Source organism: Pseudomonas anguilliseptica (genome assembly GCF_900105355.1).
GTDB lineage: Bacteria > Pseudomonadota > Gammaproteobacteria > Pseudomonadales > Pseudomonadaceae > Aquipseudomonas > Aquipseudomonas anguilliseptica.
On sequence record NZ_FNSC01000001.1, the window covers coordinates 2,819,353 to 2,834,581 of the forward strand.

The 15,229-nt window shown below is 62.4% G+C and carries 20 protein-coding genes; 19 read left to right on the plus strand and 1 reads right to left on the minus strand.

All coding sequences use genetic code 11. The annotated features are described in order from the left end of the window. Nucleotides 1-4 precede the first annotated feature (4 nt). From BLW24_RS13750 to BLW24_RS13785, 8 genes are read left to right on the plus strand one after another with little or no spacing between them, the layout of a single operon-like run. Complete coding sequence (locus BLW24_RS13750; RefSeq protein WP_090382138.1) at nucleotides 5-928, plus strand: major capsid protein; 924 nt, start codon at nucleotides 5-7, stop codon at nucleotides 926-928. 8 nt (nucleotides 929-936) lie between these two features. Beyond that, nucleotides 937-1,239: a hypothetical protein gene (locus tag BLW24_RS13755; protein ID WP_090382145.1), complete on the plus strand. Its 303-nt coding sequence runs from the start codon at nucleotides 937-939 to the stop codon at nucleotides 1,237-1,239. Next, entirely contained in the window at nucleotides 1,236-1,568 is a 333-nt protein-coding gene (locus tag BLW24_RS13760) for a DUF2190 family protein (RefSeq protein WP_090382150.1), read from the plus strand. Before BLW24_RS13755 ends, BLW24_RS13760 begins: the two co-directional genes overlap by 4 nt. An 8-nt stretch (nucleotides 1,569-1,576) precedes the next feature. Then, entirely contained in the window at nucleotides 1,577-2,008 is a 432-nt protein-coding gene (locus BLW24_RS13765; protein WP_090382156.1) for a gp436 family protein, read from the plus strand. Beyond that, nucleotides 2,008-2,478 (plus strand): Gp37 family protein, encoded by a 471-nt coding sequence (locus BLW24_RS13770; RefSeq protein WP_090382160.1) that lies wholly within the window; start codon nucleotides 2,008-2,010, stop codon nucleotides 2,476-2,478. Before BLW24_RS13765 ends, BLW24_RS13770 begins: the two co-directional genes overlap by 1 nt. Further along, a complete protein-coding gene (locus tag BLW24_RS13775) occupies nucleotides 2,475-2,690 on the plus strand; it encodes a hypothetical protein (RefSeq protein WP_090382162.1) in 216 nt (71 codons plus the stop codon). Before BLW24_RS13770 ends, BLW24_RS13775 begins: the two co-directional genes overlap by 4 nt. Further along, on the plus strand, nucleotides 2,690-4,117 hold the full coding sequence (locus BLW24_RS13780; protein WP_090382169.1) for a phage tail sheath subtilisin-like domain-containing protein: 1,428 nt from the start codon (nucleotides 2,690-2,692) through the stop codon (nucleotides 4,115-4,117). The genes BLW24_RS13775 and BLW24_RS13780 overlap by 1 nt, the downstream gene beginning before the upstream one ends. Continuing rightward, nucleotides 4,118-4,642, plus strand: coding sequence for a phage major tail tube protein (locus tag BLW24_RS13785; protein ID WP_090382175.1), 525 nt, complete (start codon nucleotides 4,118-4,120; stop codon nucleotides 4,640-4,642). It begins immediately after the preceding gene. A 69-nt stretch (nucleotides 4,643-4,711) separates the two neighbouring features. Here BLW24_RS13785 and BLW24_RS13790 read toward each other — a convergent pair whose 3' ends face one another. Further along, nucleotides 4,712-4,903, minus strand: a complete 192-nt coding sequence (locus tag BLW24_RS13790) for a hypothetical protein (RefSeq protein ID WP_090382180.1) — start codon at nucleotides 4,901-4,903, stop codon at nucleotides 4,712-4,714. 130 nt (nucleotides 4,904-5,033) lie between these two features. On the opposite strand from BLW24_RS13790, the gene BLW24_RS13795 reads away from it, so the two are divergent. From BLW24_RS13795 to BLW24_RS13845, 11 genes are all read left to right on the plus strand, one after another. Beyond that, nucleotides 5,034-5,288: a phage tail assembly protein gene (locus BLW24_RS13795; RefSeq protein WP_090382187.1), complete on the plus strand. Its 255-nt coding sequence runs from the start codon at nucleotides 5,034-5,036 to the stop codon at nucleotides 5,286-5,288. A gap of 28 nt (nucleotides 5,289-5,316) precedes the next feature. Beyond that, on the plus strand, nucleotides 5,317-5,448 hold the full coding sequence (locus tag BLW24_RS26855; RefSeq protein ID WP_276326441.1) for a hypothetical protein: 132 nt from the start codon (nucleotides 5,317-5,319) through the stop codon (nucleotides 5,446-5,448). Beyond that, entirely contained in the window at nucleotides 5,435-7,825 is a 2,391-nt protein-coding gene (locus BLW24_RS13800; protein WP_090382193.1) for a phage tail tape measure protein, read from the plus strand. Before BLW24_RS26855 ends, BLW24_RS13800 begins: the two co-directional genes overlap by 14 nt. Beyond that, a complete protein-coding gene (locus tag BLW24_RS13805; protein ID WP_090382200.1) occupies nucleotides 7,825-8,886 on the plus strand; it encodes a phage tail protein in 1,062 nt (353 codons plus the stop codon). Before BLW24_RS13800 ends, BLW24_RS13805 begins: the two co-directional genes overlap by 1 nt. A gap of 1 nt (nucleotide 8,887) precedes the next feature. Next, nucleotides 8,888-9,103 (plus strand): tail protein X, encoded by a 216-nt coding sequence (locus tag BLW24_RS13810; protein ID WP_090382203.1) that lies wholly within the window; start codon nucleotides 8,888-8,890, stop codon nucleotides 9,101-9,103. Beyond that, nucleotides 9,091-10,197: a phage late control D family protein gene (locus tag BLW24_RS13815; RefSeq protein ID WP_090382207.1), complete on the plus strand. Its 1,107-nt coding sequence runs from the start codon at nucleotides 9,091-9,093 to the stop codon at nucleotides 10,195-10,197. Before BLW24_RS13810 ends, BLW24_RS13815 begins: the two co-directional genes overlap by 13 nt. Continuing rightward, nucleotides 10,194-10,793, plus strand: coding sequence for a phage baseplate assembly protein V (locus BLW24_RS13820; protein WP_244161161.1), 600 nt, complete (start codon nucleotides 10,194-10,196; stop codon nucleotides 10,791-10,793). The genes BLW24_RS13815 and BLW24_RS13820 overlap by 4 nt, the downstream gene beginning before the upstream one ends. A gap of 581 nt (nucleotides 10,794-11,374) precedes the next feature. Next, on the plus strand, nucleotides 11,375-11,758 hold the full coding sequence (locus BLW24_RS13830) for a GPW/gp25 family protein (protein ID WP_090382213.1): 384 nt from the start codon (nucleotides 11,375-11,377) through the stop codon (nucleotides 11,756-11,758). Continuing rightward, entirely contained in the window at nucleotides 11,736-12,860 is a 1,125-nt protein-coding gene (locus tag BLW24_RS13835) for a baseplate assembly protein (RefSeq protein ID WP_090382216.1), read from the plus strand. Before BLW24_RS13830 ends, BLW24_RS13835 begins: the two co-directional genes overlap by 23 nt. Then, nucleotides 12,853-13,488: a phage tail protein I gene (locus BLW24_RS13840; RefSeq protein WP_090382221.1), complete on the plus strand. Its 636-nt coding sequence runs from the start codon at nucleotides 12,853-12,855 to the stop codon at nucleotides 13,486-13,488. Before BLW24_RS13835 ends, BLW24_RS13840 begins: the two co-directional genes overlap by 8 nt. Further along, nucleotides 13,488-15,227 carry a phage tail-collar fiber domain-containing protein gene (locus BLW24_RS13845; protein WP_090382227.1) on the plus strand — a complete coding sequence of 580 codons (1,740 nt, stop codon included), beginning with the start codon at nucleotides 13,488-13,490 and terminating at the stop codon, nucleotides 15,225-15,227. Before BLW24_RS13840 ends, BLW24_RS13845 begins: the two co-directional genes overlap by 1 nt. Nucleotides 15,228-15,229 lie beyond the last annotated feature (2 nt).

Consider the following 15,229-nt stretch of genomic DNA (forward strand, 5'->3'; position numbering starts at 1 on the left):
AGCCATGCCTGACCGTCTCAAGCAACTACGGATCGTTGATCCGGTACTCACCAACATCGCGCGCGGCTATCGCAACGCGCAGCTCGTGGGCGAATCGCTGTTCCCGCTCGCCGACATGGACAAGGAAGCGGGCATCGTGCCGCTGTTCGGTAAGGAAGCCTTCCGCCTGTGGGACACCGAGCGTGCTATTCGCGCCCAGTCCAATGTGATGACCCCCGACGACACCAACACCCTGGACGTGGTGCTGCGCGAGCATGACCTCTCCTACCCGGTGGATTACCGCGAACAGGCCGAGTCGATGTTCGACGCCGAGGCCCGCGCGGCTAAGCGCGTCAAGGAAGCCATCGACCTGCGCCGTGAAGTGTCCTGCGCCGCGCTGGCACAAAACGTCAACACCTACCTCAGTGGCGGCAAGGTTGCCCTGGCTGGTGCGAGCCAGTGGAGCGCCAATGGTGGCGATCCTGTGGCGGTGGTCGAGACCGGCAAAGAAGTGGTGCGCTCGCGCATTGGTGTGCGCCCGAACACCATCCTGATGGGTGCCTCGGTGTACGCGGCTTTGAAGTTCCACACCAAGCTGCAGGCCGCACTGGGTGGCAACGAAACCAAGCTCCTCACCCTGGAGCATCTGCGCGCGCTGTTCGGCATCCAGAACATCGTGGTTGGCGAAGGCCTGGCCGGCGACACCACCACGGCGGATATCTGGAGCGACAACCTGGTGCTGGCCTATGTGGCTCAGCAAGGTGCGGGCGAGAAGTCGGACTACGAGACCCCGTCCTTCGGTTACACCCTGCGCAAGAAGGGCATGCCGGAAACGGACAAGTACGACACCAACGGCGGCAAGGTGCGCTATGTGCGCCACACCGACATGTACAAGCCCGTGGTAGTTGGCGCTGACGCCGGTTACCTGATCTCCGACATCGTCGCCTGAGGTGAGCCATGAGCGATAAAGCCAAGGCCTACCGCGTTGTAGGCATCGACCTGGACATCGACGGCGAGCGCGTCCCCGAGGGCAGCGAGATCGAACTGGTGGCTGAGCCATCACCCAAGCTCGCCCGCTATCTGGAACTGCTGGGGCCCGTCGAACAGGCCAAACCAGTCAAGCCGAACAAACCCAACAAGCCTGCCGATCCGGCCAAGCCCGAAACGACTGCCAAGGACGCCCAGCCAACTGCTGAAAACCAGGGCAACGAAGGCGACGACAAGAAGGCCGACGACAAAGCTGAGGAGACCAAAGCATGAAGTCGCAACAAGTAATCCTGACCACCTCCTTGGTGGCCGCAGTCGAGCTGACCCGCCGTCGTTTCGTTGGCTTTGACGGTAACGTCTGCGCCAACGGTGCCAAGGCGCTGGCTGTGGTCGAGGCCGACACCGCTGCTGGCAACGTCGCCCCGGCCAACGTCCTGGGCGTGATCCTGGTGGAAGCCGGTGCGGCTATCTCGGCCGGTGCCGAGGTGCAGTCCGATGCCAGCGGCAAGGCCATCACCAAGGCTGCCGGTGTCAGTAACGGCATCGCCTGGGACGCCGCCACGGCGGCTGGCGATGTGATCCGCATCGTTCGCGGTATCTGAGGTTAGCCATGCACTACTGCACCCGCGCCGATATCGGCAAGGCCATCCCGGAGCTGACGCTGATTCAGCTCTCCAACGATGACCCCACCGCCGAGCTGCCCAATGAGAGCGTGATCGAGGACGGCGTCCGCCAGGCTGAAGAGCTGGTGGACGGCTACCTGCGAGGCCGCTACGACCTGCCGCTCGATCCAGTACCGAGCGTGCTGCGGGATGCCGTGGTGTACCTAGCCCGCCACTGGCTGTACCAACGCCGCCCCGAGGGAGCACTCCCCGAGGCGGTGAAGGACAGCCGCAAGGACACCCTCAAGCTGCTGGAGAGCATTCGTGATGGCGTGGTCACCCTGGGCATGCCCACGGGTGAGGCCGCACCGGAGCCGGGCAAGATCCGCGCTCGCGCTCGTCGCCAGCAGTTCGGCGATGACTTCCTGGGGCGCTACTGATGAGCCAGACCGAGCAGCTCCTGGATGCGATTGTCGAGCGCCTGAAGGCAGCAATGGGCCGCGATCTGATGGTGGAACTGTTCCCGGAGAACCCGGCGCAGTACCGCCTCAACCATCCGCGCGGCACTGTCCTGGTGGCGTTCGGCAAGTCGACCTTCGGCGGCTCCCAGGCAACCGATGCAATGTTCCAGGAGCGCAACCTGGTCATCAGCCTGACCCTGGTGTTCCGCCAGCTCAACGGCAAGGACGGTGCGGTCAGCTACCTGGATCGCATCCGAGACACGCTGACTGGATGGTGGCCACCGCATTGCGACCAAGCCTGTCGTCCGGTCTCTGAGCGTTTCATCGGTCACCTGCAGGGCGTTTGGCAGTACGGCCTGGATATCGCAACCCGTGCAACTCAATTGCAATCCATGGCACCACCGGCGGGCGCGCCGCTGCTGCCACCCACCTTTGAGGGAACTCTATGAAACTCAAGCGCTACCGCTATTCCGGCCCGCAGAGCGCTGCATCTCTGCGCGTGGGCAAGGCTGGCGAGCTGCTGGATGTCCAGCTGCTGCCAGGCCAGCCCGTTGATCTGCCACCCGAGCATGAATACACCCAGGTACTGCTGGCCCTGAACCACCTGGAGCCGTTGGCGGATGACGCCGCTCCGGCCGAGAAGAAAGGAGAGAAAGCGTAATGGCTGCCAACTATCTACACGGCATTGAAACCCTGGAAGTCGAGCGCGGGCCGCGTGCCATCCGCGTGGTCAAGTCTGCGGTGATCGCGCTGATTGGTGCTGCGCCGGTTGGGCCGGTGAACACCCTGACGCTGTCGCTGAATGATCGCGATGGTGCCCAGTTCGGCCCCGAGCTGCCTGGCTTCAGCATTCCGCAGGCACTGGCCGGCATTTATGACTTCGGTGCGGGTACCGTCATCGTGGTCAACGTCCTCGACCCGGTGATCCACCGCACGGACGTTGTGGCCGAGGCTCGCCAGTTCGGCAACAACGACCGCCTGAAGCTCGGCCATGGTGCGCTGCAGGTGCTAGCGCTCAAGTCGAATGACGGCAACACCACCTATCAGCTCAACACCGACTACACCCGTGACATGCTCACTGGTGAGGTGGTGCGCAAGCCTGGTGGCAACATCCCGGCGAATGCCCAGGTCAAGGCTGACTACACCTATGCCGACCCGAGCAAGGTCACCCCGGCCGACATCATTGGCGCGGTGACCATCGCGGGCCTGCGCACCGGCCTCAAGGCTTTCCCGGATAGCTACAACCTGTTTGGCTTCTTCCCCAAACTGTTCATCGCGCCTGGCTTCTCGACCCTCAACGCGGTCAGCGTTGAGCTGATCGCAGCCGCTGAGCAGATGGGCGGCGTGGCTTATATCGACGCGCCTATCGGCACTACGCCGCAGCAGGTACTCGCTGGCCGTGGCCCGCTCGGCAGCATCAACTTCAACACCAGCAGCGACCGCGTGCGTCTGTGCTACCCGCACGTCAAGGTGTACGACGCCGCCACTGATGGCGAGCGCCTGGAGCCGCTGTCGATCCGCGCTGCGGGCCTGCGTGCCAGGGTGGACTATGACAAGGGCTACTGGTGGAGCAGCTCCAACCAGGAGCTGGTCGGCGTGATCGGCCTGGAGCGTCCGCTCACTGCACGGGTTGATGACCCGGACAGCGAGGTCAACCTGCTCAACGAGGCTGGCGTCACCACGGTGTTCAACAGTTTCGGTACCGGCCTGCGGCTGTGGGGTAACCGCACGGCAGCCTGGCCGACCGTGATCCACATGCGCAACTTCGAGAACGTGCGCCGCACCAAGGATATCGTCGACGAGTCGATCCGCTACAGCTCGCTGCAGTTCGTTGATATGCCGGTCACCCAGTCGCTGCTCGATAGCGTCACGGAAAGCGTCAACCTGTTCTTCCGCAAGCTTATCGGTGACGGTGCGTTGCTCGGCGGTGAGTGCTGGTTTGACCCGGCGCGCAACCCGCAGACCGAGCTTGAACTGGGGCATGTGCTGTTCAACTACAAACTGACGGTACCGCTGCCGTTCGAGCGCGGCACCTTCGAAACCGAGATCACCGGGGAATACCTGGCCAACCTGAAGGGGGCTGCATAAATGGCAGGCGTAAACGCGCATCGCATCACCAACGCCAACCTGTACTTGGACGGGCAAGACTTCTTCGCCAAGTCCGAGGAGATCGAGCTGGGCAGCGTCAAGGCGGTCATGTCCGACTTCCAGGGCCTGGGTATGGTCGTTCTGATCGAGCTGCCGGACGGCCTAGACAAGTTGGAAGGCAAGATCGTCTGGAACAGCCTGTACAAGGAAGCCGGCAGCAAGCTGGCCAGCCCCTTCAAGACTGTGCAGCTCCAGTGCCGCAGCAACGTCCAGGTGTTCAACAACGGTGGCCTGGTGGACGAGATCCCGCTGGTTACCCTGATGACCATCATGCCCAAGGAATACAACCTGGGCAGCTTCAAGCCGCGTGACCCGTCGAAGTTCGAGACACCGTTCTCAGCCATCTTCGTGCGCCAGCTGCTGAACGGCGAGGAAGTGCTGCTCCTGGACTACCTGGCCAATATCTTCCGCGTGGGCGGCGAGGATCAATTGGCCAAGTACCGACGCAACATCGGACAGGCATAGTTTTAACGGATGGGCACGGATGCCCAGGACACGGAAGTCAGAAGCCCCGCTTAGTGCGGGGCTTCGCTTTTATCCCTTGCGCTTCAGGGTGCTGATGTAGCCGCGCAGGTGGGTCAGTGCGGCATGCTCAGGATTGAGTCCGCGCAGCATAGTGCGCCGCTCGCTGCCATCGGGCAGGTAGGTCAGCAGCTCGTCGCCGATCTCGATATAGCTGGCCGTATAGGTCTCGCCTTCATGCTCCAGGGTAACGTTTTCTTCCATCACAGCCTCCGCGCTGGGTTATGGGCGCTTCTCTTTAAACCAGATTAAAAGGCAGCGCCAGTGTTAGGCGCGATGCTCAGGGCTCTTACACAGAGCAACCGATCTCATTGATCAACCTGGAGCATAAAGCATGGCCGATAAACCCAACGTAACTCTCAAGCATCCGTTCACCACCGCTGCTGGCCAGAAAGTCGAGCGGCTGGAATTCCGTCGCCTGACAGTAAAAGACCTGCGTGCAGCCAATGAACAGGCGTCTGGCAATGCTGCAGTCGAAGAGCTGGTGCTCATGTCGCGCTCGGTCGGGCTTGTCCTGGAAGACCTGGATGCCATGGACATTGCGGACTACAAGTCCGCCCAGGAGCAGTTTCGGCTCTTGTCGGATTGATACCAGCCACCTCGACGAGTGCGAAGCCTTGCTTGCCAGGTGGTTCCGCTTTCAGCCCTCGGAGATCGAGCAGCTGACAGTAGAACGCTTCCTGACCTGGTGCGAGCAGGCCGAGCAGCAAATCCGCCAGCAAAGCGAAGCCAGCCGTGAGCAACCGTAGCCTTAGAGTAGGTCTAGAGATCGGCGCATCCGCCCGTGGGGTTCTTCCCCTGCTGGGCGGGGTGCGCCGCACCCTGACGGGCCTTGGTGACACGGCCAGCAAGCTGACTCGCCAGCATGCCGAGCTGGGAGCCTCGATCCAGCGCAACCTCGGTACGCTGGCACCCAGTACCGTCGCGGCGCTCAACCGCGACTATGTTCGCCTTGGGCAAACCCTCGACACCGTTCGCCGCAAGCAAGAGCAACTCACGGCCCGCCTGGCGCGGCGTGATCAGCTGCGCAATCAACGCGCCGAGTTGCGCTCCGGTGTGCTGGAGACCGTTGCTATCGGGGCCAGCGCGGCGCTGCCGGTCAAGCTGGCCATCGACTATGAGTCGGCCATGGCCGATGTGAAGAAGGTGGTCGACTTCGACACTCCGGATGGCTTCGTCAAGCTCGGCGATGAACTCCTCAAGATGACCCGCACCTTGCCTTTGGCCGCTTCAGAGCTGGCAGCCATTGCCGCCAGTGGTGGTCAGCTGGGTGTTGCAGCGGCGGATATTCCCAAGTTCACCGAGACCGTGGCGAAGATGTCCACGGCCTTCGACATGGCCGCCGAGGAAGCCGGTGACTCGATGGCCAAGCTGGCCAACGTGTACCAGATCCCGATCTCGCAGATCGGTCGCATTGGCGATGCGATCAACCACCTGTCCAACGCCTCGCCGGCCAAGGCGCGCGATATCGTCCAGGGCTTGAATCGGGTGGGTGGTGTAGCCAAGCAGTTCGGCCTGGTCGAGACCCAGGCCGCAGCCTTGGTGAATGCCTTTGTCAGTTTGGGCAAGCCGCCCGAGGTGGCCGGTACCGCCATCAACGGCATGTTGGCGAAGCTGGCCACGGCCGATAAGCAGCCGAAGAAGTTCCAGCGTGCCCTGCAGGAAATGGGTATGACGGCCGAGGGGTTGAAAGCCTCCATTGCCCAGGATGCGCAGGGCGCACTGACCAGCTTCCTGAACACCCTGAGCAAGGTGCCGAAAGCCGATCAGATGGGCGTCCTGGTCGATCTGTTCGGCCTGGAGTACGCCGATGATGTGGCGGTGCTGGCAGGCTCGATGGATACCTACGCCAAGTCCCTGGCACTGGTGAACAAGTCCTCGAACTACGAAGGTTCGATGGAGAAGGAACTCCAGGCTCGGGCCGAAACAACCGAGAACAATCTGCGGTTGCTCAAAAACAGCATGGTCGAGTTGGGGGTGAATGTCGGTGCCGCGTTACTCCCATCACTGAATAGCCTGGTTGATACGCTCAAGCCAATGATTTGGGGCTTTTCAACCTGGGCAAAAGAGAACCCCGAGGTCGTCAGCGGCGTGATCAAGCTGGTGGCCGGAGCTGTTGCGCTGAAGTTGGGCGTTGTCGGCCTGTCTTACGGGTTGAGCCTGGGAGCTTCTGGCCTGAACGGAGTGGGCATCGCGATCTCGCTGCTGTCCGGCAAGTTCACCATGATGCGCGCCATGCTGTTGCTGGGCGGCCGTCTTGGCCCATTCATCACCGGGCTTAGCCTGTTGCGTGGCGGGGCGATGCGGCTTGCGCCTGCACTTGGTATGGCGCGCACGGCGGTGCTCTGGCTGGGCCGCGCACTTCTGATGAACCCCATCGGCCTGCTGATCACCGGCATCGCTCTGGGGGCCTACCTGATCTACCGCTACTGGGAGCCGATCAAGGGCTTCTTCGGCGGGCTGTGGACGGAGATCAAGGCCGGTTTCAGCGGTGGCCTGACGGGCATCCTCGGCCTGCTGGTCAACTTCAGCCCGCTGGGCCTGTTCTACCGGGCGTTCAGCGGTGTCATGAATTACTTCGGGATCGAGCTGCCGGGCAAATTCACCGACTTCGGCGGCATGCTGATCAGCGGCCTGGTCAATGGCATTACGGCGAAGCTCAGCTCTGCCAAGGAAACGGTCGTCGGGTTCGGCAGTGACGTGGCTGGCTGGTTCAAGAGTACTTTGGGTATCCAGAGTCCAAGCCGAGTCTTCATGGCTGCCGGAGCCAACGTCTCCGAAGGTGCTGCGATTGGTATCACCGCCAAGCGGGGGTTGGTCAAGCGTGCCGCCTTGGGAATGGCAGCCGCGACTGCAGTCAGCCTTGCCACCCCGCAACTGGCTGCAGCCGAGGGGCCAGCTGCAACTGCAAGTCGCGTGGCCAACCTGGCACGAAGCGTTGGCCCTGCAGCTCTGTCAGGCCAAGCCAGTGGCGGCATCACCATCCACTACGCCCCGAAGATCACCGTCCAGGGCGGCGGCCCTGGTACTCAGGAGGCTGTCCAGCAGGCCCTGCAGCTATCGCGTAATGACCTGGAGAAATTGATGCGTGAAGTCATCGCCGATCAACAGCGGAGGGCCTTCTGATGTGGGCAGTACTCGGCGATATCGAGTTCGAGGTGAAGTATCACCCCGGCCGGCAGGATGAGCGCTCAGCCGCGGACTACGCCCAGCATGCGTTGATCCAGGGTAAGCCGCGCTTGGAGTGGGTAGGCGACAGCCTCGACGAGCTGACCCTGGAGCTGACCCTGCACTCAATGCTGGTCGACCCCGAGCTGCAGATCCGTCGCCTGAAGGAGGCCAAGAGCGCCCACGAGCCGCTGCCCTATGTGCTGGGCTCAGGTGACTATCGCGGGATCTACCTGCTCACCGAGGTGTCGGTCACCACCCGCAAGACAGATCCTCAGGGCCGGTTGGTCTCGGCCACGGTGAGCCTCAACCTGCTGGAGTACTCCGGTAAATACACCAAGCCGCTACCACGGCCGAGGGCGTTGGTGTCCAACCTGGCCGCCAACCCGATGGCCCGCGTGGGCGGTGCAGCGCCTGCGCTAGTTACTCCCACGCAGAAAGTGCTGGGCTTGGCCAAGACTGCTGCGAACTACCTGCAGGCTGGAGTAGAGGCCTTCAACTTCGTGAAAACCCTGCGTGATAACCCACTCGCCATGCTTGGACAGGCTCCGCGTCTGCTTGGGCTGGCTGGGCAAGCGCTTGCCCCACTCCAGGGGTTGCAGAGTGCTGCAGCCGAGATGCTCGCCAGTGGTGCTGACCTTGTGGCCATGGGCAGCAATGTGATCGGTGATGCTCGCCAGGCTGTGGAAATGGTTCAGAGCCTTCGTGATAACCCGTTGGCGCTGCTCGATCAGGCTCCGCAGCTGCTCGGCCGGATCAGCCAGGGCTTGCCGCTGGACGGGCTGCAAAATTCTGCCGCCAGTTTGCTAACCGGGGGCAGCGACTTGTTGAAGCTTGGGGTTGATGCCGCTGGTGACGTGCAGCGGGCGGTAGCCGCTTTTAATCCGCTGTCCGTAGATAGCGTGGTTGGAAAGGTCGACTACGCCTCCAGTCAAATGCAGCTCGCCGTGAACCGGTTGGATGCCAGCTCTACACGCCTGGCCAGCCTGGCTGTCAATGTGATTACCAGGAGGGCATGACATGGCAGGCGAATACCTAACCCACACCACCGTTGAGGGGGAGCGCTGGGATCAACTGGCCTACACCTACTACGGCGATGCCATGCGCTACGAGCCGATTGTCCGCGCCAACCTGCAGGTGCCCATGACCCGTGCGCTGCCGGCCGGGCTGACCCTACGCATTCCGGTGCTCGACGCCGTACCCAGCAGCGAGGATCTGCCGCCGTGGTTCAAGTGACCGACATTCCTGGCCGCGACACAGCCGAACCAACCGTCTGGCGCATTGGCTACCAGGGCCGCGACCTCACGGCTGACCTCGCGCCCTATGTGTTGGGCGTGACCTGGACGGACTACCTCAGCGGCCAGTCCGACGAGATCAGCATCGAGCTGGAGGACGTGGACGGTAAATGGCTCACTACCTGGTACCCGATCAAGGGTGATGCCCTGACCCTAAGCATGACCTACCCAGGACAGGCACCGCTGAACTGCGGCAGCTTTGAGGTGGACGAGATCAACACCAGCGGCCCGCCCTCGGTGGTGGTCATGCGCGGGCTGTCTGCAGGTGTCAGCAAGGGCGTGCGCACCCGCAAGGGCTATGCCTACGAGAACACCACGCTGGCCGAGATCGCCGCCCAGGTGGCCAAGCGCAACAAGTTCGAGCTGGTGGGCGAGATCAAGCCCCTGCAGATCGACCGTATCACCCAGTTCCAGGAGCGCGACCTGGCCTTTATCACCCGCGTGGGCCGCCAGTACGGCTACGCAGTCAAGCTGCGTGAGAACAAGCTGATCTTCACTGCCATGGCTGGTCTGCGCGATGGCGCGCCAGTACGCACGATCAGCCGCAAGGAATGCAGCCGCTACGACCTCAAGGACAAGATCAAGGACGTGTTCCGCACGGCCAAGAACACCCACCACGACCCTGATACCCAGAAGACCATCAGCAGCCAGGCGCATGACACCCGCGCCCCGGATAGCCAGGTGGGTATGGAGACCAGCGCCGACGAGCTGCGTATCAACCAGCGTGCACCAGACGCCGACAGCGCCCAAGCCCAGGCCGATGCAGCCCTGGGCGAGGCCAATGACGAGCGTGCCGGTGGCAGCCTTAGCCTGCCAGCCGACCGCCGCCTGGTAGCGGGTGCTGTGGTGACCCTGGACACCAGCTGGGGGCGCATGGCCGGTGACTACCTGATCAACCAGGCCCGCCACAACAAGCGCCGCAGCAGCGGTACCACGGCCGATATCGAGATCCGTCGGGTTACGCCTGCGCCGGTACCGCTAATGCCTGCCCTGGCCGGTGAGCCCACCCAGGCCAGCAACGAGGCAACCGCATGAGGCGTGAAGAACTGGATGGCTTGCAGTTTGGCTTAGTCAGCTCGGTGGACTATCTCAGCTGCCGGGTGAAAGTAAGCCTGGAAGAGTTCGAGGGGCTGGAGACCTGGTGGTTAAAGGTGCCGCAGCGGCACACCAAGGCCACCAAGAGCCGTCCGCTGATGCCGGAGATGGGCGAGCAGGTGGCGGTGCTGCTGCAGCGTGATGGCGTCAACGGGGTGGTGCTGGGCGGCATCTACTCGACTGCCGAGCCACCGCCAGTAACGGATAAGGACACCCACTACCTGCGCTTCAGCGACGGCACGATCCTCACCTATGACCGGGCGACCCACGCCCTGGTAGTGGACTGTGTCGGCAGCGCCCTGGTGAAGACGGCCAAGACAGTCACTGTCCAGGCCGGTCAGCCGGTGCTGGTGGTAGCGCCCAGAGTGACCCTGGACACCCCGGAGACCATCGTGACCGGCAGCCTGCAGGTTGCCGGGACGGTCGCGATCACTGGGGGCGTCACCCTGGCAGCTGGCCTGCAGGCTGTTGGTGACATCCAGACCCAGGGCAAGGTGCTGGATCAGGGCGGGAACTCGAACCACCACAGCCATTAACGTTTGGTGTGAGCGGAGGCTACCGGCTTTCTGGGTAGACACACTCTCCTCAGTAAAGCCATTCGGCCCGGCAAATGTATCCACCTGCGATAGCGAAAAGCATGGAAACAAGGCCGGCGAGAAGAGCGATAAATGCTCCACGAATATGTTTAGCGTCTCGCCCGTCCCCAGGCCGATTCCAGTTGGTCACCATCTTTAATGTCAACCACCCGATCATGGCGGTAGCAGTTCCGGATAGATTCAAAGCAACGGCGACCGTAAAAAACAACCGCTCAATTGCGCCAGTCAACCATGACGGTATGGAGCGGAGGGTACCCTCAGTTTCGGATTCCTTCTGAATTCTCAGGTACCTCTCCAAACCAATGATGAATAGCCAAGTTACAACGCCGCCGATGATGACGGATACGCCAAGTCCAGTGAGCCACCACTCTATTCTCACAGTCAGTACCTCGTATGATCGAGCAGGAAGCCTGACAAGTAGCGGTTATCTGCCATATGGTGAGTCGCTTTACAGTGCCAGGCGCGGTCATCTTTAAACCCGATTAAAAGCTCAGAGTAGCCCACGCTTACACCATGGGCGCATGACCACGCCCATCCCCTATACCAGCATCACCTCCGCCCACTGGCAGCCGGCTCTCAGCACGCCCGGTGAAGTGGTCGAGGGCCTGCGTGATATCGACCAGGCCATCCGCATCATCCTGACCACGCCGCGTGGCAGCGACCCGCACCGCCCCGAGTTCGGCAGCGACATCAACCTCTATATCGACTGGCCCACCAACCGCGTTGTGCCGCACCTGGTGCGCGAGGCGGTGGACGCCATTCGGCGTTGGGAGCCGCGCGTCACGGTGGTTCAGGTACTGGTCGAGATCGAGGACGAGCGCATCACCCTGCGTGTGCAGTGGAAGGTGGCTGATGGGGTTATCCAGCAAACCGAGGTGCCCTATGCGCGCTCTGCCGCCGCCTGAGTTCGTCAAGATCGACCCGGCCGCTATCGAAGCGGCCCTGGTTGCCCGCTATGAGCAGAAAACCGGCAAGACGCTGTACCCGGCTCAGGTCGAGCGGCTGTTCATTGACCAGGTTGCCTACGCCAAGACGCTCGCCCTGATGGCCATCCAGCAAGCCGGTGAGCGCCTGCTGGTACGTTTCTCCGGTGGGCCGATCCTCGACTACCTGGGCGAACTGGTGGACACACCGCGCTTGCTCGCCCAGCCGGCGCGTTGTACCCAGGTATTTCGGTTGCCAGTACCTGCACTGCAGGCGGTGCTGATCAGTGCCGGCACGCGGGTCACCAGCCAGGATGGGCGCATTGCCTTTGTCACCGAGGAGGCCGTGACCCTGGCAGCAGGCGCGACCGAGGTACGCACCACTGCGATCTGCGAAACGCCCGGTACCAGCGGCAACGGCTGGGCCATCGGCCAGATCGCGGTGCTGAGCCAGCCACCTGCAGCCGGCATGACCACCAGCAATGACTCCGTGCCGGCAGACGGCATCGACGATGAAGAGGATGAGCCCTACATCGAGCGCATCATCCTCGCGCCAGAGTCATTCAGCACGGCCGGGCCCGAGGGCGCGTACATCTACCACGCCCGCGCGGCGAGCCAGTCAATCATCGAAGTGGCGGTGCGCGGTGGCGAGGCTGACCCAACCGTGCCGGATGGCGAGGTGTGGATCTACCCGCTGACCAAAACGGGCCTGCCCAGCCCCGAGCTGTTGTCACTGGTGCAAGCCAATGTCAGCGCTCGCAAGAAGCGCCCCCTGACAGACAAGGTGCTGACCAAGCTCTCGCCCGAGGTGGGCTATGCCATCCGGGGCAACCTGACCCTTTACCAGAATACCGATGCAGAAAGCGTGCGCGCCCTGGCCGTGAAGGCTGCAACCGCCTATGCAGCAGAGCGCCGCGCCGGCCTGGGCCGAGACATCGTGCCCGAACAAATCATCCGTGAAGTGCAGGTTGCCGGGGTGTACCGCCTGCAGCTGACCGAACCAGCCTTCCGCGACGTGGCCAGCCACGAATGGGCCAACTGCACCGCCATCGAACTGAACGTGATCGGTGTCGCCCATGGCTGACCAACTGCCGCCGGCACTGGCTGGTGATGAGCGCTTCGCCGTCCTGTGCGAGCTGCTCCAGGAGGAGTTCGACAACCTCGATCTCTCGCCCATGTTGGTGTACCTGGTCGATGTGGTACCGCCGCAAGTACTGCCGCACCTGGCTGACCAGTTCCATGTCATGGGCCTGGAAGGCTGGCGCTATGCCCGCGACGACCAAGAGCAACGCGAGCTGATCAAGCGTGCCATCGAGCTGCACCGCTACAAGGGCACGCCCTGGGCCATCGAGCAGGTGCTGGTCACGCTCAACCTCAGCGGCCGGGTCTCGGAGTGGTACGAGTACGGCGGCTCGCCGTATCGCTTCCGCGTCGACATTGAGCTGACTGACCGGGGCATTGATGAGGCCACCTACGACGCCCTGGTCGACCTGATCCGTGAGTACAAGAACAAGCGTTCCCGGCTGGACGCGCTCACCGTCGCACTGACCAACCGCTCCCCGGTACCGGTGATTGCTGCCGCCCTCATCGGAGGCGAGATCACCACCATCTACCCACTACAACTCGATGGCGTCGAGCAGGCCAGCCCCGTGTTTATCGGTGCTGGCCTGGCAACCATTGAGATCACAACCATTTATCCATTGGAGGCATGATGGCTCAGGACTACTACTGCATCCTTACCAACGCCGGCTTGGCCTATGAGGCGGCGTGTAAGGCCAACCAGGTGCCGATCAAGCTGACCCACTTCGCGGTAGGGGATGGCAACGGTGCGGCCTACAACCCCGGCCCCGAGGCCACGGCGCTGCTCCAGGACGAAGCCAACCCGAGCTGGCTGCTGGCCGAAGCCATGATTGCCGATGATGTGGGCGGCTGGACAATCCGTGAGGTCGGCATCTTCACCGATACCGGCCTCCTTTATGCCATCGGTAAGTACCCGGATAGCGTCAAACCCGTGCTTGCGCAGGGTTCTGGCAAGCAGTTCTATGTGCGCGCCATCTTCCAGACCAGCAACGCCACCAGCGTCACCCTGCTGATCGACAACTCGATTGTGATGGCCACCCGCGCGTTCGTTCTGGAGCATGTGCAGGCCGAGCTGGCCAAGCTGGACAGCAAGCAGTCTGTACGTGTCGCCACCACTGCGAACATCGCGCTGACTGGATTGCAGACCGTTGATGGAGTGGTACTCGCTGCTGGTGACCGCGTCTTGGTTAAGAACCAAGCCGCCGCGAAAGACAACGGTATCTACATCGCTGCGCAAGGTGTCTGGCCGCGAGCGGCTGATGCCGACATCAATGCCGAGGTGACACCAGGGCTGGTGATGCACATTGAGCAAGGAGCTACGCTGGCAGACAGCCGCTGGCAGTTGGTGACTGACGCCCCCATCGTCTTGGGCACCACAGCGCTCACCTTCCTGGATGTAACGGCTGGCTACGCCCCCATTGCGTCGCCAGCCTTTACCGGAACGCCAACCGCGCCAACCCCCAGCGCGGCAGACAAATCGCCCAAGCTCGCCACCACCGAGTTTGTTCGTCGCGCTATTGGCGATACCACGGGCAGCATCGCCATCCCGTCTGTCTCGGTGATCGACAGCGCCACCGACTTCGACGCCATCATCCAGCCAGGCTGGTTCAGCAGCTTGCTCGGTGGTGCCGCAGGCTCGCGCAATCCGAACCACCCGGATGGCCAGGCCGCTGCTGGTAACGGTAGCGGGGTTGCCAACTACTACTGGCTGCAGGTCGCGAAGTACTCCAACAACCTAATCCAGGTGGCGCTCCCTTACGCAAGCTCGGCCGACACGACAATTGCCACCATCAAGTTTCGCTTGCTTGGCGGTGCCACCTGGTCGCCGTGGCGCTCCCTGGCTCACTCAGAGAATCTGAAGGAGGCCACCCAGGCCGAGGCAGAAGCGGCAGCAATCACCGGCAAATGGCTTAGCCCACTGCGCGCGCTGCAGCTCCTCCGTGCAGCTGCTGCAAATGCCACTGAAGTGCTGCGAGGCGTGCTGCGCGTCGGTACCCAGGCAGAGGTCAACGCCGGGACGCTGGACGATGTTGCCGTCACTCCCAAAAAGTTGCGCTTCGGCTTTTCCATGAGTCTCACGGCGAATGGCTACATCACATTCCCGACCTGGCTGGGCGGGCTGATCGTCCAATGGGGAACCTCTGGAGCGGTTACGTATGACGCCCGCCTAACAGTCAACTACCCCATCGCGTTCCCTAATGCCTGCTTCGCGGTTCTTACAAACTACAAGGCACCTACCACCTCGACTGATCACTGCCAGTCATACGGCGTTGCCAACGTTGGCACGACCTCATTCCAGGTGGAGAACCAGTGGGTTTATAACGGTAACGCGGGCAACTTCCCGGCCGTCTGGATTGGATTCGGTTACTAAGA

Coding starts and splice junctions, on each gene's coding strand:
- BLW24_RS13750 (WP_090382138.1), top strand. CDS start 5: ATGCCTGACCGTCTCAAGCAACTACGGATCGTTGATCCGGTACTCACC.
- BLW24_RS13755 (WP_090382145.1), top strand. CDS start 937: ATGAGCGATAAAGCCAAGGCCTACCGCGTTGTAGGCATCGACCTGGAC.
- BLW24_RS13760 (WP_090382150.1), top strand. CDS start 1,236: ATGAAGTCGCAACAAGTAATCCTGACCACCTCCTTGGTGGCCGCAGTC.
- BLW24_RS13765 (WP_090382156.1), top strand. CDS start 1,577: ATGCACTACTGCACCCGCGCCGATATCGGCAAGGCCATCCCGGAGCTG.
- BLW24_RS13770 (WP_090382160.1), top strand. CDS start 2,008: ATGAGCCAGACCGAGCAGCTCCTGGATGCGATTGTCGAGCGCCTGAAG.
- BLW24_RS13775 (WP_090382162.1), top strand. CDS start 2,475: ATGAAACTCAAGCGCTACCGCTATTCCGGCCCGCAGAGCGCTGCATCT.
- BLW24_RS13780 (WP_090382169.1), top strand. CDS start 2,690: ATGGCTGCCAACTATCTACACGGCATTGAAACCCTGGAAGTCGAGCGC.
- BLW24_RS13785 (WP_090382175.1), top strand. CDS start 4,118: ATGGCAGGCGTAAACGCGCATCGCATCACCAACGCCAACCTGTACTTG.
- BLW24_RS13790 (WP_090382180.1), bottom strand. CDS start 4,903: ATGGAAGAAAACGTTACCCTGGAGCATGAAGGCGAGACCTATACGGCC.
- BLW24_RS13795 (WP_090382187.1), top strand. CDS start 5,034: ATGGCCGATAAACCCAACGTAACTCTCAAGCATCCGTTCACCACCGCT.
- BLW24_RS13805 (WP_090382200.1), top strand. CDS start 7,825: ATGTGGGCAGTACTCGGCGATATCGAGTTCGAGGTGAAGTATCACCCC.
- BLW24_RS13810 (WP_090382203.1), top strand. CDS start 8,888: ATGGCAGGCGAATACCTAACCCACACCACCGTTGAGGGGGAGCGCTGG.
- BLW24_RS13820 (WP_244161161.1), top strand. CDS start 10,194: ATGAGGCGTGAAGAACTGGATGGCTTGCAGTTTGGCTTAGTCAGCTCG.
- BLW24_RS13830 (WP_090382213.1), top strand. CDS start 11,375: ATGACCACGCCCATCCCCTATACCAGCATCACCTCCGCCCACTGGCAG.
- BLW24_RS13835 (WP_090382216.1), top strand. CDS start 11,736: ATGCGCGCTCTGCCGCCGCCTGAGTTCGTCAAGATCGACCCGGCCGCT.
- BLW24_RS13840 (WP_090382221.1), top strand. CDS start 12,853: ATGGCTGACCAACTGCCGCCGGCACTGGCTGGTGATGAGCGCTTCGCC.
- BLW24_RS13845 (WP_090382227.1), top strand. CDS start 13,488: ATGGCTCAGGACTACTACTGCATCCTTACCAACGCCGGCTTGGCCTAT.